Here is a 21,574-nt window from a genome sequence, read left to right as displayed (position 1 = left end):
TAACGTTGAAAGACACGTTAGTGGTAGGGGAGCATTGTAACCTGGGTAGAAGGTGTGCTGTGAGGCATGCTGGACTGGTTACAAAAGAAAATGTAGGCATAAGTAACGATAATGGGGGCGAGAAACCCCCACACCGAAAGACTAAGGTTTCCTCAGCGATGCTAATCAGCTGAGGGTTAGTCGGGTCCTAAGGCGAATCCGAAGGGAGTAGTCGATGGATAACAGGTTAATATTCCTGTACTTCTTATAATTGCGATGGGGTGACGGAGTAATGAAAGCACCGCGAACTGACGGAATAGTTCGTTGAAACATGTAGCTATTAGTTTTGTAGGCAAATCCGCAGAACTAGGTGAAGTGTGATAGTACCAAGCGTCTTCGGACAATTGGATAGTGTGCCTAAGGGCTTCCAAGAAAAACCTCTAAGCTTCAGATTATAAGAACCCGTACCGTAAACCGACACAGGTAGTTGGGATGAGAATTCTAAGGTGCTCGAGAGATTCATGGCTAAGGAACTAGGCAAAATAGACCCGTAACTTCGGGAGAAGGGTCGCCCTGCTTTACAGCAGGGCCGCAGTGAAAAGGTCCAGGCGACTGTTTATCAAAAACACAGGGCTTTGCTAAATTGAAAGATGATGTATAAGGCCTGACACCTGCCCGGTGCTGGAAGGTTAAGTGGAGGGTTTAGCTTCGGCGAAGATCTGAAATGAAGCCCCAGTAAACGGCGGCCGTAACTATAACGGTCCTAAGGTAGCGAAATTCCTTGTCGGGTAAGTTCCGACCTGCACGAATGGTGCAACGATCTGGACACTGTCTCAGCCATGAGCTCGGTGAAATTGTAGTATCGGTGAAGATGCCGATTACCCGCAGCGGGACGAAAAGACCCCGTGAACCTTTACTATAGCTTAGTATTGGCTTTGGATAAGTAATGTGTAGGATAGGTGGGAGACATTGAAGCGGCGTCGCTAGGCGTTGTGGAGTCGTCCTTGAAATACCACCCTTTGCTTATCTAGAGTCTAACTCAGAGATGAGGACAGTGCTTGGTGGGTAGTTTGACTGGGGTGGTCGCCTCCAAAAGAGTAACGGAGGCTTCTAAAGGTACCCTCAGTACGCTTGGTAACCGTACGTAGAGTGCAATGGCATAAGGGTGCTTGACTGAGAGACATACAGGTCGATCAGGTTGGAAACAAGAGCATAGTGATCCGGTGGTTCCGCATGGAAGGGCCATCGCTCAAAGGATAAAAGGTACTCCGGGGATAACAGGCTGATCTCCCCCAAGAGCTCATATCGACGGGGGGGTTTGGCACCTCGATGTCGGCTCGTCACATCCTGGGGCTGGAGAAGGTCCCAAGGGTTGGGCTGTTCGCCCATTAAAGTGGCACGCGAGCTGGGTTCAGAACGTCGTGAGACAGTTCGGTCTCTATCTGCTGTGGGCGTTAGAAATTTGCGTGGATCTGACTCTAGTACGAGAGGACCGAGTTGGACTGACCTCTAGTGTACCTGTTGTTTCGCCAGAAGCATAGCAGGGTAGCTACGTCGGGAAGGGATAAGCGCTGAAAGCATATAAGCGCGAAACCCACCACAAGATGAGATTTCTTTAAAGGGTCGTTGGAGATTACAACGTTGATAGGTCATAGGTGTAAAGGCAGTAATGTCATAGCCAAGTGATACTAATAACCCATAGACTTATGTACGCTTCCCGCCGAAAGGCGGGAGCACAGACTCTTTATTTATTAGACGATTTAGATATTATTTTACCATATGTTAACTTATAAGCAAGCGATGCTTGCGGTTTTTAGTTGATCGTTATTAGTTGATGGGGCTGTATTGTATACAGTTTTACCAAAAACTATAAACCAACAACAATTAATAACCAAAATCTTAGGGTGGTTATAGCATTGGGGCTCACCTCTTCCCATCTCGAACAGAGAAGTTAAGCCCAATCGCGCCGATGGTACTGCATTTATGTGGGAGAGTAGGTCGCCGCCTTTCTTTAATACGGACTAATATCCGTATCTGTAAACCTCAATTCTTAACGAATTGAGGTTTTTTTATGGAGTAAACTTAAGCTTATATTAGGATTTTACACTACCAAAAACAGTTTGACTCCAATTTTTAGACTATTAAGGAGTATACTTGTGTGGTCTGTTACTTTTATAGGTGATTTGTAATAACTTAATCATATATATAGTTTACATAATCGTAAAATTGAATACGGACTAAAGTCCGTATCTATAAAGCTCAATTCTTAACGAATTGAGGTTTTTTTATGCGCTATATTAAACGATATGTTTGTGATTTTCGCATATTTATGAGTGTTGTGTTAAGGTTTTTGTATGTACAACTTAGTGCTACTTTATTCTTTAATTACCAAGGTGTTTTCGTGTTTTTTTTTGTGCTTTTTATGGGAATAGATTTACATTGTTATAAAAGGATGTATTTAATTTAGAGGGGATACTTCTTTATTTGTAGAAAACTTGTTTTTATTAGCTTTTTTAAGTTGCTTCTGTTGTTCGTTTTTTGGATTTATATATGAAGAACTCTTCATGTTGCTTGCGTGAAGGATTGCAGTGAAAAGCCCACAGTGAGGTACGAACGAGGACTTGTAACGTAAAGCCTGACCATTTTTATGATAATGGTTCTTGATTTATCTGTGGGGGTTTAAAAATGGGCACGCCCTAGAATTTAAATTATCTATTATTTATGTTATTGATATTTTTTAATTATATTTTATCTTATTAAGAATTATAAGTTGTTTGCCATTTATTAGAATTTAGTTTTTCTAAAATATTTTAAAGTTCTGTTTTAATATTAAAGGTTATAGAGGTCAGTATTTAAATTCATATCTTTAAAAACAACAAATACAGTAATATTATGAATATATTTAAAGGACAAAACCTTCTAGAGTTTGCTGATCGGTTTAAAACGGATGAAGATTGCAAGAAATACTTGGCAGATATTAAGTGGAAAGATGGATTTCAATGTGTTAAATGTGGTCATAACAAGGCTCAAATAAGAAAAGATTTTTCACGGACATGTAATATTTGCTCTCATCAAGAATCATCTACATCAAACACACTTTTTCATAAAGTAAAGTTTGGTGTTAGAAAAGCTTTCTTTATTGTTTTTGAAATGAGTACGAGTACTAAAGCCTTTCTGCTAGTTATGTTGCAGTTCGTTTTAGTGTAACAGAAAAGACTGCACGTTTATTTATGCTCAAAATTAGAGAAGCTATGGAAAGTAGTGGAAATAGTCCTATGACCGGTATTGTTCATGTGGATGAATTTGTTTTGGGTGGACGAGAAAAAGATAAAGTAGGAAGAAGTTATAATGCTAAGAAAAAGAAAGCTATAACTGCTGTTGAACTAACTGAAGATGGAAAAGTTAAAAGAATGTATGCCATGAGAATCGAAGATTTTTCAGCTAGTTCTTTGCAATATATTTTTGTGAATCATATCAGTCGAGAAGCTAAAGTGATAACCGACAAATGGAGAGGTTACAGACCTATTGCGAAAGCTTATAATATTACTCAAATAGAAAGTAATGGAGGTATGAATTTTAAAGCACTTCATACAATGATTCATCAGGTGAAATCTTGGATAAGAACAACGTATTCTTGGGTAAGTGACTTTAATCTAAATAGATATTTTAATGAATTTTGTTTTAGAATTAATCGATCACAAAGTAAAGCAACAATATTCAATAACTTAATAACTAAAATGGTTGAAAAGGAGAAAGTAGAACATCACAAAATTATATGTAACTAACTACTGACCTCTAAAAGGTTATTATTAATTGTTCTATTTAATGAACTTAATTTATTTTGAAAAGGTATTTATTTGATTTTATAACTTCTTCATATTATTAAATTACGTATAATTTTTTGTTAATTAATATAGTTTTTTATAAAGATTAATTTACCTTTTTTTAATGTGACTTTTTTACATGTTTTTTTATAGATTCTTTACTGTTAGGTGTTTAATTTAATTTTATTTGTAAAAACGACCAAATATGGTATTTTAGAACACCCTATTAGGTATATTTTAACCCTCGACAGCATTTAAATTACACTCACTAATTTTTTATTAATCAATACTAAAGCGTGAGTCTTATGGAAGTTTTAAATTATATGCAAATTCGCGAAAATTCGAGAGTGCCAAAGTATAAGCAAATTATAGATTCTATAATTAATAATATTTCGATTGGTAATATTGAAATCAATCAAAAATTACCTTCTATTAATATGTTAAGTGAGGAGTTTTATCTTTCTCGTGATACGGTAGAAAAAGCTTATAATATTTTAAAGGAGCGTAATATTATTGTCTCTATTCCTAGAAGGGGTAATTATGTGGCTAAAGTAGAAGCTAAACCAAAGTTAAATATTTTACTTTTAGTGAATAAATTGAGTGCCTATAAGATGAGCATTTATCATTCTTTTATAAAATGTATTGGTGATAAGGCTAATATTGATTTACAAGTATATCACTGTAACGAATTATTGTTTTTAAATTCTTTAAAAAATGCTAAAGTAAATTATGATTATTTTGTTGTTATGCCTCATTTTAAAACCGAAAATTGTGGTCATGCATCTTATACTGATGAAGTGTATAAAGTTTTAGATGAAATTCCTAGAAAACAATTGATAGTACTAGATAATTTACTACCAAATATAAATGAAAGTGTTAGTACGGTTTATCAAGAGTTTGATAAAGATATTTATGATGCTCTAAGTAAAGGTATAGATAGAATTAAAAAATATTCTAAAGTAGTTTTGGTTTATCCAGAAAAATCTTTTTACCCTTATCCAAAAAGAATTTTATTGGGGTTTAGAAGATTTTGTGTTGAAAAAGGCTTAGATTTTGATATTATAAACGAGGTGGGTGAGGATATGGTATTAAAAAAAGGGACTCTTTTTATTACTATTGAGGAGTCTGATTTAGTTAATTTTATTACTATAGCTAGACAAAACAATTTACAATTGGGTACAGATGTTGGAATTATTTCTTACAATGATACACCTCTTAAAGAATTACTTGGTATTACGGTAATGTCTACCGATTTTGCAGAGATGGGTAAAAATGCTGCTCAAATAATTTTAGATAATAAACATGCTAGTATAAAAGTTCCTTTTAACTTAATTGATAGAAATTCTTTTTAATAGAAATTTATAGATTCATACAAACTAAGTTTTTTACTATAGCACTCATTTTATAAATTAAATATTAAAATAATTTTTTTGAGCTTTATGGTTTTATTATCTTTAATCTTTTGAATATAAAAATCCTCTTTATTTAATGTTTAGAATAGTTGTTTTATGTTTTATACTTCTTTTTTTTAGAGTTGGATTTTCACAAAGTGAAACTTATAAATTTACCCATATAACAACAGCAGACGGTTTGTCTCAAAGTTCTGCAATTGTTATACGTCAAGATAATCTAGGGCAAATTTGGATTGGTACTAGGGATGGTTTAAATAAGTACGACGGTACAGATTTTACAGTTTATAGATATGATAAAAATAATCCGGATTCTATAAGTAACAATGATATTCTTTCTATTGAACAAGACAGTGATGGTTTTATTTGGGTAGGTACTAACTTAGGTTTAAATAAATACAATCCTCAAAATAATACCTTTAAAACCTATTTTAGTAATAAAAATAATTATTCTTTAAAAGACAATTCTGTAGGTGTTATTAAAGAACTTTCTAATAAAGAAATATGGATTGGTACCAATGAAGGAATTTCTATTTATGATAAATCAAGAGATTCTTTTAAGAAAAATTTAATTTATGGTCAAGTATTATCTATTCTTGAAACTAACAAAGGAGATATTTTTGTGGGTACTACTTCTGGTTTATGGAAATTAGTAGATACAACAAATAATGATTATCAATTTGAATTAATTAAAGGTACTAATAACCTTATAGTTCAATGTATCATTGAAAATAAAAATGGTAATTTATTAATAGGTACTAGAAAAGAAAGTGTTCTAGAATTTAATGTAGATACTAATAATATAACAGCTTATTTTAAAGAAGAAACTTTAGAAAATAACAACAGAAATGTTAGACAGCTTCTTTTAGATGATGATAGTAAGTTATGGATTGGAACATACAATGGAATTCAGATTGCAGATAAAAGTAAAAATATACAGCTTTTAACCAGTAATATTAATGACAATGAATCTATTAATGATAATTTTATAAAGGCACTTTTTAAAGGCAAAAATGGTTCTATATGGGTAGGCACCTATCACGGAGGTATTAATGTGTGGGATGAGTCTAATATAAATTTTATCAATATCACTCAAAAACCGGGTAATATAGGCTTGGGTTTTAAAGTTGTAAGCTCTATTGTATCTCATAAAAATTTTATTTTTTTGGGTACAGAAGGTGGTGGTATTTCTGTAATTAATACAAATACAAAAAAAATTAACTATATAACAACAAAAAATACTTTAGCTCTTAAAAGTAACAATGTAAAATCTTTATGTTTATCTAGAGAAAACCTTCTTTGGATAGGTACATTTACTAATGGCTTTACGGTCTATAATTTAGAAACTAAGCGTTTTATAAATATGCAACTTCCTAAAACGTTAAGAGAGTACATGGGCAATGTAGGTATATATGATATAAAACAAGATAATAATGGAAACATGTTATTAGGTACTAATGGTAAAGGGCTTATTAAATACAATGTTAACAATAAATCATATAAAATATTTGCCAATAATAAAAAATCAAATTCATTATCGAACATTATTATACGAACTATTAAGGTAGACACAAAAAATAATATTTGGTTAGGTACCCCAAAGGGTTTAAACTACATTGATGATACCACAGGTAGTATTAAAAATTATTTTTTTGATAGTGAGTTAAAAACGGGTTATGCTATAACCTCTGTTTATGAAGACAGTAAAGGAGTAATATGGGTAGGTACAATTGCTAATGGACTTTTTAAGTTAGTTGATAATAACTTTATATCAATAGATTTAAAAAGTAATACTACTACTATAGCAGGCATACGTAGTATGATTGAAGGTGATAATGGTAATTTTTGGATTAGTAGTGTAAATCAAGGTATTCTTAATTATAATTCAACCAATAACACTATTATTGCTCATTACACACAAAAAGAAGGGTTAGCAAGCAATCAGTTTAATAACAATGCTAGTTTACGTATAGGATCTAATTTGTTTTTTGGCGGGCCAGCAGGGGCTGTGTTTTTTGATCCTAAAAATTTAGTAAAGAATAATTATGCACCACAAGTTATAATTACAGATTTAAAAATTAAAAATAATTCTATTTCTGTAGATGATGAAAGTCAATTACTTTCAAGCACTATATCATATACGGATAACATAGAGCTTTCTCATGAAGAGGGTAATTTTAATATTTCGTTTTCAATTCCTAATTTTATAAACTCAAGTAGTAATAGATATAAGTATCGGTTAAAAGGGCTAGAAAATGATTGGATTGAAACTGACGAGCATTCTGCATCTTATACTATTCAAAACCCTGGAAACTATACGTTTGAAGTTAAAGGTATTAATAGTGATGGTATTTCTAATGATGTAGCTACCTCATTAAACATTAAAGTACATCCTGCCCCATGGAGAACTTGGTGGGCTTTTATATTATACGGAATAGTTCTTTTTGCAATATTTTATTACTTACTTAATATTTTAAAATCTAGAACAAAACTAAAGCATCAATTAGATTTAGAACAGTTAGAGGTAGAACAAACCAAACAAACCAATATTGCTAAATTAGAATTCTTTACAAACATTTCTCACGAATTTAGAACACCTTTAACTTTAATTTTAGGTCCATTAAATCAAATACTAGAAAATTATAAGGGAAGCAGTTTAATGTATAAAAAATTAAAAGTAATAGAGAGTAGTGCTAATCATTTACTACAACTCATTAATCGTTTAATGGACTTTAGAAAATTAGAAAACAACCTTATTAAGTTAGAAACAGCAGAAGGTAATATTGTTAAGTTTTTAAAAGAAATTTATTTGTCTTTTTCTGAATATGCTAAAGATGGAAATTACGACTATAGTTTTCATTCACCATCAGATGAAATTTATGTTTACTATGATCGATACAAGCTAGAACGTGTCTTTTATAATTTAATTTCTAATGCATTTAGATATACTCCTAAAAATGGTAAAATAGTTTTAAGGGTTATACAAAAATCTAATAAAATAATTCTTCAGGTTGAAGATTCTGGTGTTGGAGTCGCAAAAGAATACCAAGATAAAATTTTTGAACGCTTCTTTGAGTTATCTCTAAATAATAAACCAGATAATGATTATAATAAAGGAACAGGTATCGGTTTATCTATAGTAAAAAACATTATAGATTTACATAAAGGTGAAATTAAGGTAAGAAGTAATGAAAACAATATGGGGTCTATTTTTTCAGTAGAACTTTTTTTAGGTAGAGATCATATAGAAGATGATGAAATCATAGAAGATTTTAAGTTTAGTGATGATTTATCTCAGTATGTAAACCAACTAGATGAAGCGCCAGTAGTAATTCTAGAAGAAAATAATATTCTTGATACCGTTTCAGACAAAAAATTAACCATTCTTTTAGTAGAAGATAATAAACCTCTGCGAAAGTTTATGCACGATTTATTGGCAAAAGAGTATAACATTTTAGAAGCCGAAAATGGCAAGGTAGCTTACAAAATAGCTATTAAACAGAAAATAGACATTATTGTAAGTGATGTTGTTATGCCGATAATGACAGGTACAGAATTGTGTTCTTTGGTAAAAAAAGATATTAAAACAAGTCATATTCCTATAATTTTATTAACATCTCGTTCTTCCTTAATTTATAAATTAGAAGGTTTAGAAAGTGGAGCAGATGATTATATAAGCAAGCCTTTTAATATAAATGAATTTAAACTACGTATTAAAAATATTTTAAGTTCTATTGCTCGTTTAAAACAAAAAATAAGTTCAATTAATACAGTGCAATCAGATGAACTTATTTTACCATCATTAGATGAAAAACTTTATAAAAAAGCACTAAAACTTGTAGAAAAAAATATAAGTAATGAAGAGTTTGATATTTATTATTTCTGCTCAGAATTAGGTGTTAGTAGAACTGTTTTGTTTAGAAAAGTAAAAGCATGGACAGATTTTACGCCAAAAGACTTTATACAACATATAAGGTTAAAAAAAGGTGCAGAACTTTTAGAACAAAATAAAATGAATATTGCACAAGTTAGTTATAAAGTAGGTTTTAAAAATCCAAAATACTTTAGCAAATGTTTTCGAAAAAAGTTTGGAAAAACGCCAACAGAATACATAAAAACTTTTTATGAGTATGAATAATATACTATTAACGGTTTTAGTAATTTCATAATTATTTTTCTCTTTTAAAATTAAGCAATAGGTACTTTTTAACTCCTATTGAGAATTTTTGTACCCTAAACTTAATATATTTTTGACAAAAATTATTAAGGAAAAGTATGAAAAAGAAACAATTAAAATTTTTAGAATTCGTAATGCTATTGGTTGTTGTAGTGCTATTTTTATTGATTTTTTATCTTATTCCCTTTTAATTTAATTACTTAAAATAAGTATAAAAATGCTGTACCGTACAACACAGGACAGAGAGAAATCTCATAGATTGTATAATTGTGAGTGTATTGGTTTTTGAAAGCATTAAGGTGTTCATTAAATCAATAAAAATAATTAATAAACGAATTATATGTTAAAACTAAAACGAAAAATGAAACAAAATTTAAAAAAGGGAGGGTCTGTAAAAGGGTTTTTGCTATTGTTATTGCTGGTCTTTTCTGCTTTTACAAGTACTAATTTACAAGCTCAACAGCGGTTATCAGGGGTGGTTTCAGATACTGGTGGACTTCCTGTACCAGGTGTTAGTGTTGTGCAGAAAGGAACTACAAATGGTGCAGTAACAGATTTTGATGGTAATTATTCATTAAAATTAATTGCCGGTAAAAAAATACTTGTATTTTCTTATTTAGGATATGAAAGCCAAGAAATAGCTATAGGTACTCAAAATAAGATTAGTGTTAACCTTAAAGAATCTGCAGAAAGTTTAGATGAAATTGTTATTATAGGTTATGCACCAATAAGCAGAAAAAAAGTACTAGGTTCTGTAGCAACAGTAAAGTCTGAAGAAGTTGTACAAGCTACTCCAATAGGAGCATTTGATGCTGTTCAAGGAAAATTAGCAGGTGTACAAATTTTATCAAACGGAGGGCCAGGTGGTGGGTTTGATATTCGTGTTCGTGGTGTGTCTACATTTAGTTCTGGCGGTACCACTCCGCTATATGTTGTAGATGGTCAGCAATTAGATGATATAGATAATATAGATCCAAATGATATAGAATCTTTAGAAGTATTAAAGGATGGAGCTACGGCTGCAGTTTATGGTTCTAAGGCGGCTAATGGGGTTGTGTTAATTACAACTAAATCAGGTAAAAATGGAGAGTTAAAAGTAGATATCACAAATGTAACAGGTATAAATAGTCTTGTAGGAGATTTACGTTTAGCAAATGCTAATCAAAGAATAGATTATGACAAAGCAAGTGCAAGTAATACAATAGCGTTGTCTTATAACGAGAGAGATTCTTTAAGTTTAATTAATAGAAATTCTTTTGATGTTCAAAAATTGATTACAAGACCAGCTGTAAGACAGCAAACAAATGTAGCTGTTAGTGGTGGTAGTGATAAGTTAAAGTTTTATTGGAATACTGGTTTTTTAAATGAAAAAGGAGTTGTTATTAATAGTGGGTATAAAAGAATCAATACCCTATTAAAAGGAGATATGACTTTTTCTAAAAAATTAAAAGTTGGTGTTAAAGTAAATTTATCTTTCGAAGAGAAGTTTGGTTTAAGTGAAGGTAGTGTATTTACACATTTAGTACAACGTATACCGTATTATCCTATTTTTGAGCCAAATGGAGAATATTCTCCAGAAATTTTTGGTCGTCAAAATCCATTAGCAGAAACTTTAATTGAAAATAAAACAAGAGATTACAGAATTCAGTTTTTTGGTTATGCTCAATTAGAATTGTTTCCTAAATTAACTTTAAAATCTACTTTTGGTATTAATAATAGGTTAAGAAAGTTTAACGGTTATGTACCTTTTATAGCCATCAACCCTAACTCATCAATACCATTTCCTCAGGTTAGAGAAACATTTACAAATAGTTATGATGTTCAGCAAGAAAACTTTTTAAATTATAGTAATAATTGGGGAGATCATTCTTTAGGAGCTTTTGCGGGTATGTCAATACAAAGGTATAGTTCAGAAAATTTAGATTTAGAAGCATACCTTCTTTCAGATGCTGTTCAGTCTTTAAATAATATAGATGTTGCAAGTTTAAGCGTTAGAAGAGGTGCTGCAGAAAATAGTAGACATGCTTTATATGGTATGTTTGCTGGTTTTAATTATGATTATAAAAATAGATATTTATTATCAGCAACTTATAGACGAGATGGATCTTCTAGATTTGGTGAAAATAATAAATATGGAAATTTTCCATCATTAAGTGTTGGTTGGAGGGTAAGTAATGAAGAATTTTTAAAAGGTAATGACCTTATTAATGATTTAAAGTTAAAGGCTAGTTATGGTGTTGTAGGTAATGAGCGTATTAGTAATTACGATTTTACTGGAGCATTAACCCCCGGGTATGTTTATAACAACATAAACGGTGTTGCGCCAACAAGATTAGGAAATCCTGATTTAAAATGGGAAGAAACTACATCTTTAAATTTAGGTTTCGAATTAGGAATGTTTAAAAATAGATTCAATTTAAATGTAGATTTATGGGAAAAGAAAACAACAGACCTACTTGCTAACTTACCGTTACCAGAAGAATCTGGTTTTAGTTCAATTAGAACAAATGTTGGAGCGATAAATAATAGAGGTGTTGATGTTGCTTTAAATGGAACAATTATAAAGAAAAAGAACTTTAGCTGGAACAGTAGTTTTAATGTCTCTTACTTAGAAAATGAAGTTGTTAAGCTATCTGGTGGTACTCCTTTCTTTTCAGGGAGAGGTAACTCTACTTATATTGAAGAAGGACAGCCTCTTGGAAACATTAATGGATGGAAAAACTTAGGTGTTTTTCAATATGATGAATCTAATGCTTATACCCCAGAAGGAGTAAGATTAAATCCTAATTTTGATGATACTGGTTCTTTTGTAAATTATACTTTAAATGGTGCTGAGTATTCAGGTACCGTAGCGCAAATGAAAAACGCAGGTAAAGTATTATTAGGTGGAGATATTATTTGGGAAGACTTAAATAATGATTTTGATATCACCGCAGATGATAGACAAACTATAGGAAACGGACTAGCTAATGTATTTGGTGGTTTTACAAATAATTTTAAATATAAAAACTTCGGATTTAGTTTCTTGTTCGATTATAGTTTTGGTAATGATATTTATAGATACTGGGATGAAGACAGAAATGATTTAAATACTGGTGGAGAAACTCCTGGTCCAGATAGAATAGAAGGAGCTTGGAGAAATCAAGGAGATGTTACTGTGTATCCTAGATTAACAAGAAGCCATACTCAAAATAGAGAAAGACCAAATAGCTTTTTTGTAACAGAAGGAGATTATATTAAATTAAGATACATTAGACTTAATTATGATGTATCAAATAAGATAATGAATAAGATTAAAGGTGTTAGTAAAATATCTTTAAACTTAGCGGTAAACAATGTTTTAACTTGGACAAACTACATAGGGTTTAACCCAGAATTAGGTAGTAGAGGTAACCCTTTAGCACCAGGTATCGATGAATTAAGATACCCTAATGATCGTGAAATTATTCTTGGTTTAAAAATTCAATTAAAATAAAAAAAAATGATAAAATTTAGAAAAATAAAGATATCAACTTTAATCTTGTCTTTATTGCTAGGGGCAGTCTCTTGCGATAGCGTATTAGATGAACAACCTATTAGTGAAATAGGAACTGAGAATTTTTGGAATAGTAATGCAGATGCAGAGGCAGGAGTTGCAGCTATTTACGATGCGTTTCAATCTACTTACAGTGAAAAATATTTTTACTGGGGAGAATTTAGATCAGATAATTTTGTTTCTGGTGGAAACCCAAATAACGATAATATAGAAATTGTTACGCAAAGTTTAACCGAAGATAATGGAACTTTAAAATGGAATTTGTTTTATCAAATTATAAATAGAGCCAATAGTGCCATTAAAAATATACCAACAATATCTGGTTATGATAAAAATTTGTTAGCAGAAGCTTATGCTTTAAGAGCGTATGTTTATTTTGATGCTGTTCGTGTTTGGGGGGCTGTGCCATTGTTTGTAGAGCCAACTAAAAGTATTGATGATGCATTTAAGCCTAAAACAGATGGGGATACAATTTTAAACGATGTAGTACTTGCAGATTTAAAGGAAGCTGAAAGATTAATGGAGGCTTCAAATAGAGATTTTAGATTTTCTAGAGCAAGTGTTTTTTGCTTAAAAGCAGAAATTAATATGTACCTTCAAAACTATACAGAAGCAAGAAAAGCTTTATATGATATGATTGCTATAGGAGGGCATGATTTAGTAAAAACACCAGATGATTGGATTGATTTATTTTACAACAACCCATCTACTAATAGTAATTTAGGAGGTAGAGGTAAAATACAAGAAGGAGACGAGTTAATATTCTCAATTCGTTACAACGCCAGTGAAGATAGAGATAACCCAGGTGTTACTAGAGCTAATAGATCTGGTATTATGGCTTTGTTTTATGCAGGGGTTCCTTTGTATTCAATATCACCTGTATTAGAAAGAAAATGGCAAGACAAATTTCCGATAGATTCTGCTGGTTGGGTAGATAAATACCCAAATGTTAAGCCCTTTATTGAAAGACAAGTAGAGTACTTAGATGTAAATGGAGATGTACAAGATTCTATTGCTCCAGTTTATGGAGATTGGCGTTATTTTGCATGTAGAGAGGGAGGATACCAATCTTTTGGCTCTAGATCTATAGGAGAAGCACGTATGTCTAAATGGCAAGAAACAAATTATGATAGAAATAATGATGATACAGATATTGTAATTTATCGTTATGCAGGTATGTTATTGTTATTAGCAGAAGCAGAAAATCAATTAGATAACCAAACAGTTGCATTAGATTTGGTAAATCAAGTTCGTAGAGCTAGAGTATTGCCAGAGGTTACTGAAGCAGAATTTGGAGATACAAAAGAAGCTAGAGAAAACTATATACTAGATGAAAGACAATTAGAACTTTTAGGAGAAGCTAAAAGATGGTGGGATTTAAGAAGAACAAAGAAAGCAATAGAAGTTTTAAATCCAATTTTAGATACAATACCAGGAGCAACTCAATTAAATGAACAAAGATTATTATTTCCTATTCATATAGATCATTTAACTGAAAACCCTAATTTAACACAAACACTAGGATATTAATCTAAAAGATAAAAAATGATGAATAAAATAAAATATTTAGGATTATTATTGATGATAGTTTTAGTATCATCTTGTGATTTGGGACTTCAAGAAACCTTTGATTTTCAGCCAGAAGTAGATTTAACAAACCCACATGGAAATAAAACAGCATGGGGTTATATACAATCTGCAACTCAATTAACTGAAGACGGTAGTTTTGATGGAGAGCTGTTTAATTTTTTAGAAGCTGCTATAATAAAAGCAGATATGGTAGAGTTGTTTAATCAAACAAGTACTTCAGATAGAACTTATTTATTATTAAATAATAATGCTTTTACTGGTAGAGGAGATGTAATAGATATTATAACTGGTTCTCAATCTACTAGTATTACTGAGGATATAAATGGCGTACCAACTACTAGGCAAGCAACTGCCGAAGAAGTTATGGAGGGCGTAGATACCCCAGAGAAATTAGAAAAGTTAAAGAGAATATTAAATTATCATATCGTTACCTCTTATGTAGAGCAAGTGCCAACTTTGTTTGAAGCTGAGGTGTGGTATACTTTTCAAACTTTAATTCCTGGAGAAGATGGTCTTATTGCCTTTTTAAGAGAAAATAGATGGAGGATTTTTGTAAACGGAAAAAACAGAACAAATACACCAGCTTCTCCTTTGCCAGAAACTGCTTCTAATGAATATGAGGCGGTAAGAAGCCATAACTACGTGTTTAATAATGGTGTAGGTCACATTCTTGCAGATCCTGTTAGAAATAAACCTTATTAAAAAAAGTATATTTAATAATATAATACAATCCTCTCTAGTAAAGAAAATCTGGAGAGGATTTTTTTATTTATCTGGCATAATACACTTTTTTCCCCTTAAAACCTCATAATACAGGACACTTGTAAAATTGTTAAAGAATACTTTTATAGTATTAATAATTTTAAGTGGTACATCTCTTTTAAATAGTAAAAATGATGAAAATTAAATTTTTAATAATTGTTTTATTAGTCTCTTTTAGTTTAACTTCTTGCAAACCGAAAGCACAAGAAAGACCAAATGTACTTTGGATTACTTGTGAAGATATAAGTCCGTATTTAGGCAGTTATGGTTTTGAGCAAGCACTTACCCCTAATTTAGATAAGCTTGCAGAAAACGGAATTCGATTTACAAATGCATATTCTAACGCACCAGTTTGTGGAGTTGCCCGTACAACCTTATTAACCGGTATGTATGCACCTACAACAGGTACACATAATTTTAGAACCAATACACAACTACCTATAGATATCCCTGCGTATCCTAAGATATTAAGAGAGGCTGGTTATTATTGTACAAATAACTATAAAAAAGATTATAATTCTAGTTATGAAACAGATAGAAGTTTATGGGATGTTTCTAGTAAAAAAGCACACTATAAAACTAGAAAAGAGGGGCAACCTTTTTTTGCTGTTTTTAATCTTATTGAAACCCATGAAAGCCAATTAGCAACAGAAAAAATTAAAAAATATGTGGCAGATGGAGATATTCCTAAAAAACCTAGAATTAACCCTGCAGATATAGAGTTACCACCATATCACCCAGATGTGCCAGAAATTAGAGAAGACTGGGCTAGATTACATGATTTAATTACTTTAATGGACAAAAAAGTAGGCAACCTTTTAAAAGAATTAAAAGATAATAATTTAGAAGATAACACTATTGTGTTTTTTTGTTCAGACCACGGAGGTATGTTGTCTAGATCTAAACGATTTTTATATAATGTTGGTACTCAGGTGCCTGTTATTGCTTATTTTCCTGAAAAATGGAAGCATTTAGCGTCTTATAAACCAGGTAGTGTAGAGGATGGTTTGGTTAGTTTTGTAGATTTTCCTAAAACCTTTTTATCAATATTAGATTGCCCAGTTCCTCAAAAAATGCAGGGTAAAATATTTCTAGGAAAACACAAAGAAGAAAAACCAAATTATGTTCACTTTTACAGAGATCGTATGTCTGAACGTTATGATTTTAATAGAGCAGTTACAGATGGAAGATATTATTTAATTCAAAATTTTGTACCACATAGACCAAGAGGTCGCTCTACTAGATATGGGTATACAGTGCAACAAAACTGGAGAGCAAATGAAGAAAGTTATCAAAACGGAACCTCTAATGCCGTTCAATCGCAATTTTATCAACCTAAAAAAATAGTAGAATTATTCGATACTAAAACAGATCCTTGGCATGTGAATAGTATTGCCGATGAAGAAAAATATCAAACAAAATTAAATAAATTATCTAAAGAATTAGATCGATGGATGTTAGATATTAGAGATATTGGTTTAATTCCAGAGCCTATGTTTCATGATTTGGTAGGAGACGGTAAAAAGTACGCTACTATTTATGAATATGCACAAAGTACAGATTATAAAATTGAAAGAATTTTACCCATAGCTAAATTAGCCGCAAAAGGAAAAATAGAAAATAAAACAGATTATTTAAGTTTTATAAACGACCAAAATCCAATAATTAGATATTGGGGATTTTACGGTATTTTTAGAATTGCTCAAAATGATAAAGAACTCCAAAAAATATTAATTAAGAGTATCAAACAAGAAGAAATACCTGTTAATAGACTTATTGCAGCGCAAGCATTAGCACTATCTGGAAATGATAAATTAGCCTTTGAATATTTAGATAACGAAACTAAAAACGCAAGAGATGGTTACGTGTTTTTATTTGGCTTAAATGCTTTACAATACTCACATACAGATAAATATTTAACAAAAAAAGATTGGTTGGCTTTTAAAAAGCAACAATTTAATACCGATGATAAAATAGATAAATTTGGTAAAGAGTATAGTAAACGAATTATTAATGATGCTTTAAAACTTTGGCCAGAGAGGAGAATTGTAGATTAATTTTTTTTACAAAAAAAAGCTGATTATTAATTTTGTGTATTGTTTTTAACTATAAATTTATATGATTTCACAAGGCAAAGCAGGACAGACCGCAACGATTTTTTTTTTAATATTGATTTTTGTAAAATTATTTTAGATAACTAAAAAATAAATAGTATAATGAGTAAAGTTTTAACCTTCGTTCTGTTAAGTTTTGTATTTGTTGTTAATGCCCAAAACGTAAGACATATTGAAACAATTAATGATTTATGGAATTTTCATAAAGGAACTATTGAAAAGCCATTTTCTAATAATGGTACGATTGGTTGGGAAAAAGTAGACCTACCACATTCTTGGAATAAATTAGATATTCTAGATGATGAGGATGGATATTATAGAGGTGATGGATGGTATAAAAAATCACTAAATATACCTGAAGTTTTTAACAACCAACAAGTATTTTTACTTTTCGAAGGTGCAAATCAGGTTACCTCTTTGTATGTAAACGGTAAAAAAGTAGGCAAAGATCATATTGGTGGTTATACTGCGTTTACGCATGATATTACTTCGGTTTTACAACCGGGTGCAAATGATATTATGATAAAAGTAAACAATGCACATAATGATGAAATTGTTCCTCAGGCGGCAGACTTTTCTTTTTATGGAGGTATTTATAGAGATATTCAATTAATTATTACCAAACCAATACATTTTGAAGTTGCTAATTTAGGTGCAAATGCTGTTTTTGTAACAACACCTAAAGTTTCTAAAACTTTGGCTACCGTTAATGTAAAGTCAAAGTTAATAAGACCCAAAAAAGGAAAATATTTGGTAAGACAAACGTTGTATGATGCTAAGAATACAATTGTAAAACAAACAGTAGATAAATCGTCTTTAGGTAAAGAAATAATAAGTGAATTTACGTTAAGTAATCCTAATTTATGGTCTCCAGAAACCCCATATTTATACAAATTAGTTTCAGAAATTATAGATAAAAAAGAAACTGTTTTAGATAGAGTAGAAAATCCGGTTGGTTTTAGATGGTTTCATTTCGATGCAAACAAAGGGTTTTTTATCAACGGAAAACAAACAAAACTGATTGGTACAAACAGACATCAAGATTTTTACAAAAAAGCAAATGCTGTTAGCGATGAAATTCATAGAAATGATATGAAATTGCTAAAAGAAATGGGAATTAATTTTTTAAGAATAGCCCATTACCCGCAAGATCCAGCAATTTTAGAAATGTGTAATAAATACGGTTTTGTAACAACATTAGAAATTCCTTTTGTAGACAAAGCAGCGTTAAACGAAGCAGGTAAGCAAAACAGTATTAACATGCTAAAAGAAGCCATTCGTTTTAATTATAACAACCCTGCAATTGTAGCGTGGAATTTAGGGAATGAGACTACCATGAAAGCTCCAGAAAGTTTTGGTGAAGCATATGTAAAACATTTTATAGATACTCATAAATCTTTAGCAGCTACTATTAAAGCAGAAGATCCTACACGTGCCTCTTATTCTGTATTTTTTAGAGAGCCTGCTTATCAAGATCAATTTGGTATACGCGTAACCGATATTGTTGGATATAATAAATATTACGGTTGGTATTTAAATGAATTAGATGAAATAGAAGGAGAATTAAGAAAGCTAGTAAAAGCTTCTTTAGATTTAAACCCTGATAAAGCTTTTATTTTAAGTGAATATGGTGGAGGTGCAGATCCAAGAATTCGTTCTTACAACCCTACTAGGTTTGATTTTAGTGTAGAATACCAGTTTCTTTTGCATAAAGAATATATGAAAGCAATACTAAAGATACCAGAAATTGTAGGTGCCAATGTTTGGAATTATGCAGATTTTCAGGTAGAACACCGTAAAGATGCAGTACCACATATTAATAACAAAGGGTTGCTTACCGCAGACAGAAAGAAAAAAGATGCTTACTATTTATACAAAGCATTATTAAATAAAAAGCCTTTTGTTGCTATCGCTTCTAAAGGATGGAAAAATAGAGCAGGTATTGCAGATAGCGAAACAGCACTTGTGGCTACCCAACCATTTACCATTGTAGGTAATTCTAAAGATGTAGAATTATTTGTTAACGGAAAATCTTTAGGAACTAAAACATTCGATTTTTCTACAACAACTTTTGAGGTGCCTTTAAAAAATGGAATTAATTTAATTGAAGTTATTTCTACTCAGAACGGAAAAATTTTAAAAGATTTTGCTTCTATAGAATTTACACTACAGCCTAAAAAATTAAAAAGTACAGAAAATTTGTTTAAAGAAATTGCAATAAATGTAGGTTCTAATTGTTATTTCATTGAAGCAGATAATATGGATTATTTATGGATGCCAGATCAGGCTTATGCAGCAGGAAGTTTTGGTTATGTAGGTGGTGAGTTTTTAAGAAATTTAAGTAAGAAAAAAAATACTATAGGTACAGATGTTAGTGTAAAAGGTACAGATAATGATCCTATTTATCAAACACAATTAATTGGTATTGATGCTTATAAATTTGATGTACCAAACGGAACTTACGAACTATCATTACTTTTAGCAGAGTTAAAAACTAAAGACGACAATATTATGGATGTTAGTGTAAACGGAGAGAATATTTGGTCTAATTTAAACCTTAAGGTTCAGTATGGTGATGATAGAGGTGTTGCAAAACGTTTTTTAGTTACCGTAGAAGATAATAAAGGAATTACTGTAAATTTTAATGCCTCTAAAGGAAAAACAAGATTAAGCGGAATTAAATTAAGAAAAGTAAACTAAATAAACGCAAATGAAAACAATTTTAAGAACACTTAGTATCTTATCAATATGTATTTGTTTCTCATGCAGTAATGCAAATAAAAATGAGAAAACGATAGTAAAAGCAGATACAAATAGCATAAAAAAAACAAATGTTCTTATCATTTTAACCGACCAATTAAGAACTCAAGCCACAGGCTATGGGGGCGACCCAAATATTAAAACACCACACATAGATAAATTAGCCTCTATGAGTGCTAATTTTAAAAATGCCGTTTCTGGTATGCCTGTTTGTACACCTTTTAAAGGATCGTTAATAACAGGACAAAGACCATTAACAAATGGTATGTTTATGAACGATGTGCAATTAAATACCAATGCGGTTTCTATGGGTAAAATATATACCAAGGCTGGTTATAATACAGGTTTTATTGGTAAATGGCATATGGATGGTCATGGTAGGTTACGTTTTATTCCGCCAGGAAATAGACGACAAGGTTTTCAGTTTTGGAAAGCGAATGAATGTACTCACAATTATAACGGTTCTGTTTATTTTGATAATAATGATCCTACTCCAAAGAAATGGGAAGGGTACGATACTTTTTCGCAAACCGATGCTGCTATAGATTTTATGAGTGCTAAAAAAGATGATAACAATCCGTTTTTACTGGTATTATCTTGGGGAACACCACATGCACCGTATCATTCTGCTCCAAAAAAATATAAAGATATGTTTTCGCCAGATAGTTTAGAACTAAGACCAAATATTCCTAAAAGTATGGAAAAGAAAGTGCGTAAAGACTTAGCGGGGTATTACGCGCATGTTACAGCTATTGATGATATGATTGCTAAAATAATGGAGACTCTAAAAAAGAATAATCAATTAGATAATACCATTATTGTTTTTACCTCAGATCATGGAGATCTATTAGGGTCTCACGGAGCGTATAAAAAACAACAACCGTATGATGAATCCATAAGAACGCCTATGTTATTTTATATTCCAGAATCTTTGGGTATAAAAGCAGGTAATAGAAATGCGGTTTTTAATTCAGAAGATATTCTGCCTACATTATTAGGCTTATCAAATATGCCTATTCCAGAAAGTGTTGAAGGAATAAACTATACAGCTTATTTAGAAGGAAAAGACGATACGGTTGGTAAAGAAACCATTATTACTTGTGTACAACCATTTGGGCAATGGAATAGACCAAAACGCCATGGTAAAGAGTATAGAGGTTTAGTTACTCAAAAGTATACGTATGTAAAAGATTTAGAAGGGCCTTGGTTGTTGTTTGATAATGATGCCGACCCTTACCAAATGAATAATTTAGTAAGTAATAAAAAATATACAGATATACAGGCAGATTTAGAAAGCCGTTTGATAAAACGTTTAAAAGCGAATGGAGATGAGTTTTTACCAGGGGCGCATTATCTAGAAAAATGGAATATTAAAGTAAATGAAGAAGGAACCGTACCATACAGACATCTAAATTAGATTAACA

The 21,574-nt window shown here is 31.2% G+C and carries 8 protein-coding genes, 2 rRNA genes and 1 pseudogene (1 of these 11 running past the window's edge); all 11 read left to right on the top strand.

Annotated elements, in window-relative coordinates:
* Positions 1 to 1,691, top strand: a 23S ribosomal RNA gene (locus tag GQR92_RS09940); it begins 1,191 nt to the left of the window's first position.
* 188 nt (positions 1,692 to 1,879) lie between these two features.
* Positions 1,880 to 1,989, top strand: a 5S ribosomal RNA gene (gene rrf, locus GQR92_RS09935).
* Positions 1,990 to 2,871: 882 nt separating this feature from the next.
* Positions 2,872 to 3,764, top strand: a pseudogene (locus tag GQR92_RS09930) (IS1595 family transposase).
* A gap of 344 nt (positions 3,765 to 4,108) precedes the next feature.
* Positions 4,109 to 5,155, top strand: a complete 1,047-nt coding sequence (locus GQR92_RS09925) for a GntR family transcriptional regulator (protein WP_158839200.1) — start codon at positions 4,109 to 4,111, stop codon at positions 5,153 to 5,155.
* A gap of 136 nt (positions 5,156 to 5,291) precedes the next feature.
* Entirely contained in the window at positions 5,292 to 9,350 is a 4,059-nt protein-coding gene (locus GQR92_RS09920; RefSeq protein WP_158839199.1) for a two-component regulator propeller domain-containing protein, read from the top strand.
* A gap of 400 nt (positions 9,351 to 9,750) precedes the next feature.
* Complete coding sequence (locus GQR92_RS09915; RefSeq protein ID WP_158839198.1) at positions 9,751 to 12,864, top strand: SusC/RagA family TonB-linked outer membrane protein; 3,114 nt, start codon at positions 9,751 to 9,753, stop codon at positions 12,862 to 12,864.
* Positions 12,865 to 12,870: 6 nt separating this feature from the next.
* Positions 12,871 to 14,454, top strand: a complete 1,584-nt coding sequence (locus GQR92_RS09910) for a RagB/SusD family nutrient uptake outer membrane protein (protein WP_158839197.1) — start codon at positions 12,871 to 12,873, stop codon at positions 14,452 to 14,454.
* 15 nt (positions 14,455 to 14,469) lie between these two features.
* Positions 14,470 to 15,216 carry a hypothetical protein gene (locus GQR92_RS09905; RefSeq protein WP_158839196.1) on the top strand — a complete coding sequence of 249 codons (747 nt, stop codon included), beginning with the start codon at positions 14,470 to 14,472 and terminating at the stop codon, positions 15,214 to 15,216.
* Positions 15,217 to 15,407: 191 nt separating this feature from the next.
* Complete coding sequence (locus GQR92_RS09900) at positions 15,408 to 17,333, top strand: sulfatase family protein (protein ID WP_158839195.1); 1,926 nt, start codon at positions 15,408 to 15,410, stop codon at positions 17,331 to 17,333.
* Positions 17,334 to 17,492: 159 nt separating this feature from the next.
* Positions 17,493 to 20,090, top strand: coding sequence for a glycoside hydrolase family 2 TIM barrel-domain containing protein (locus GQR92_RS09895; RefSeq protein ID WP_158839194.1), 2,598 nt, complete (start codon positions 17,493 to 17,495; stop codon positions 20,088 to 20,090).
* 10 nt (positions 20,091 to 20,100) lie between these two features.
* Entirely contained in the window at positions 20,101 to 21,567 is a 1,467-nt protein-coding gene (locus GQR92_RS09890) for a sulfatase family protein (RefSeq protein ID WP_158839193.1), read from the top strand.
* Positions 21,568 to 21,574: the final 7 nt, after the last annotated feature.

Origin of the sequence: Polaribacter sp. L3A8 (assembly GCF_009796785.1) — a bacterium.
Lineage (GTDB): Bacteria > Bacteroidota > Bacteroidia > Flavobacteriales > Flavobacteriaceae > Polaribacter.
This window is presented reverse-complemented; position numbering and strand designations above follow the sequence as displayed.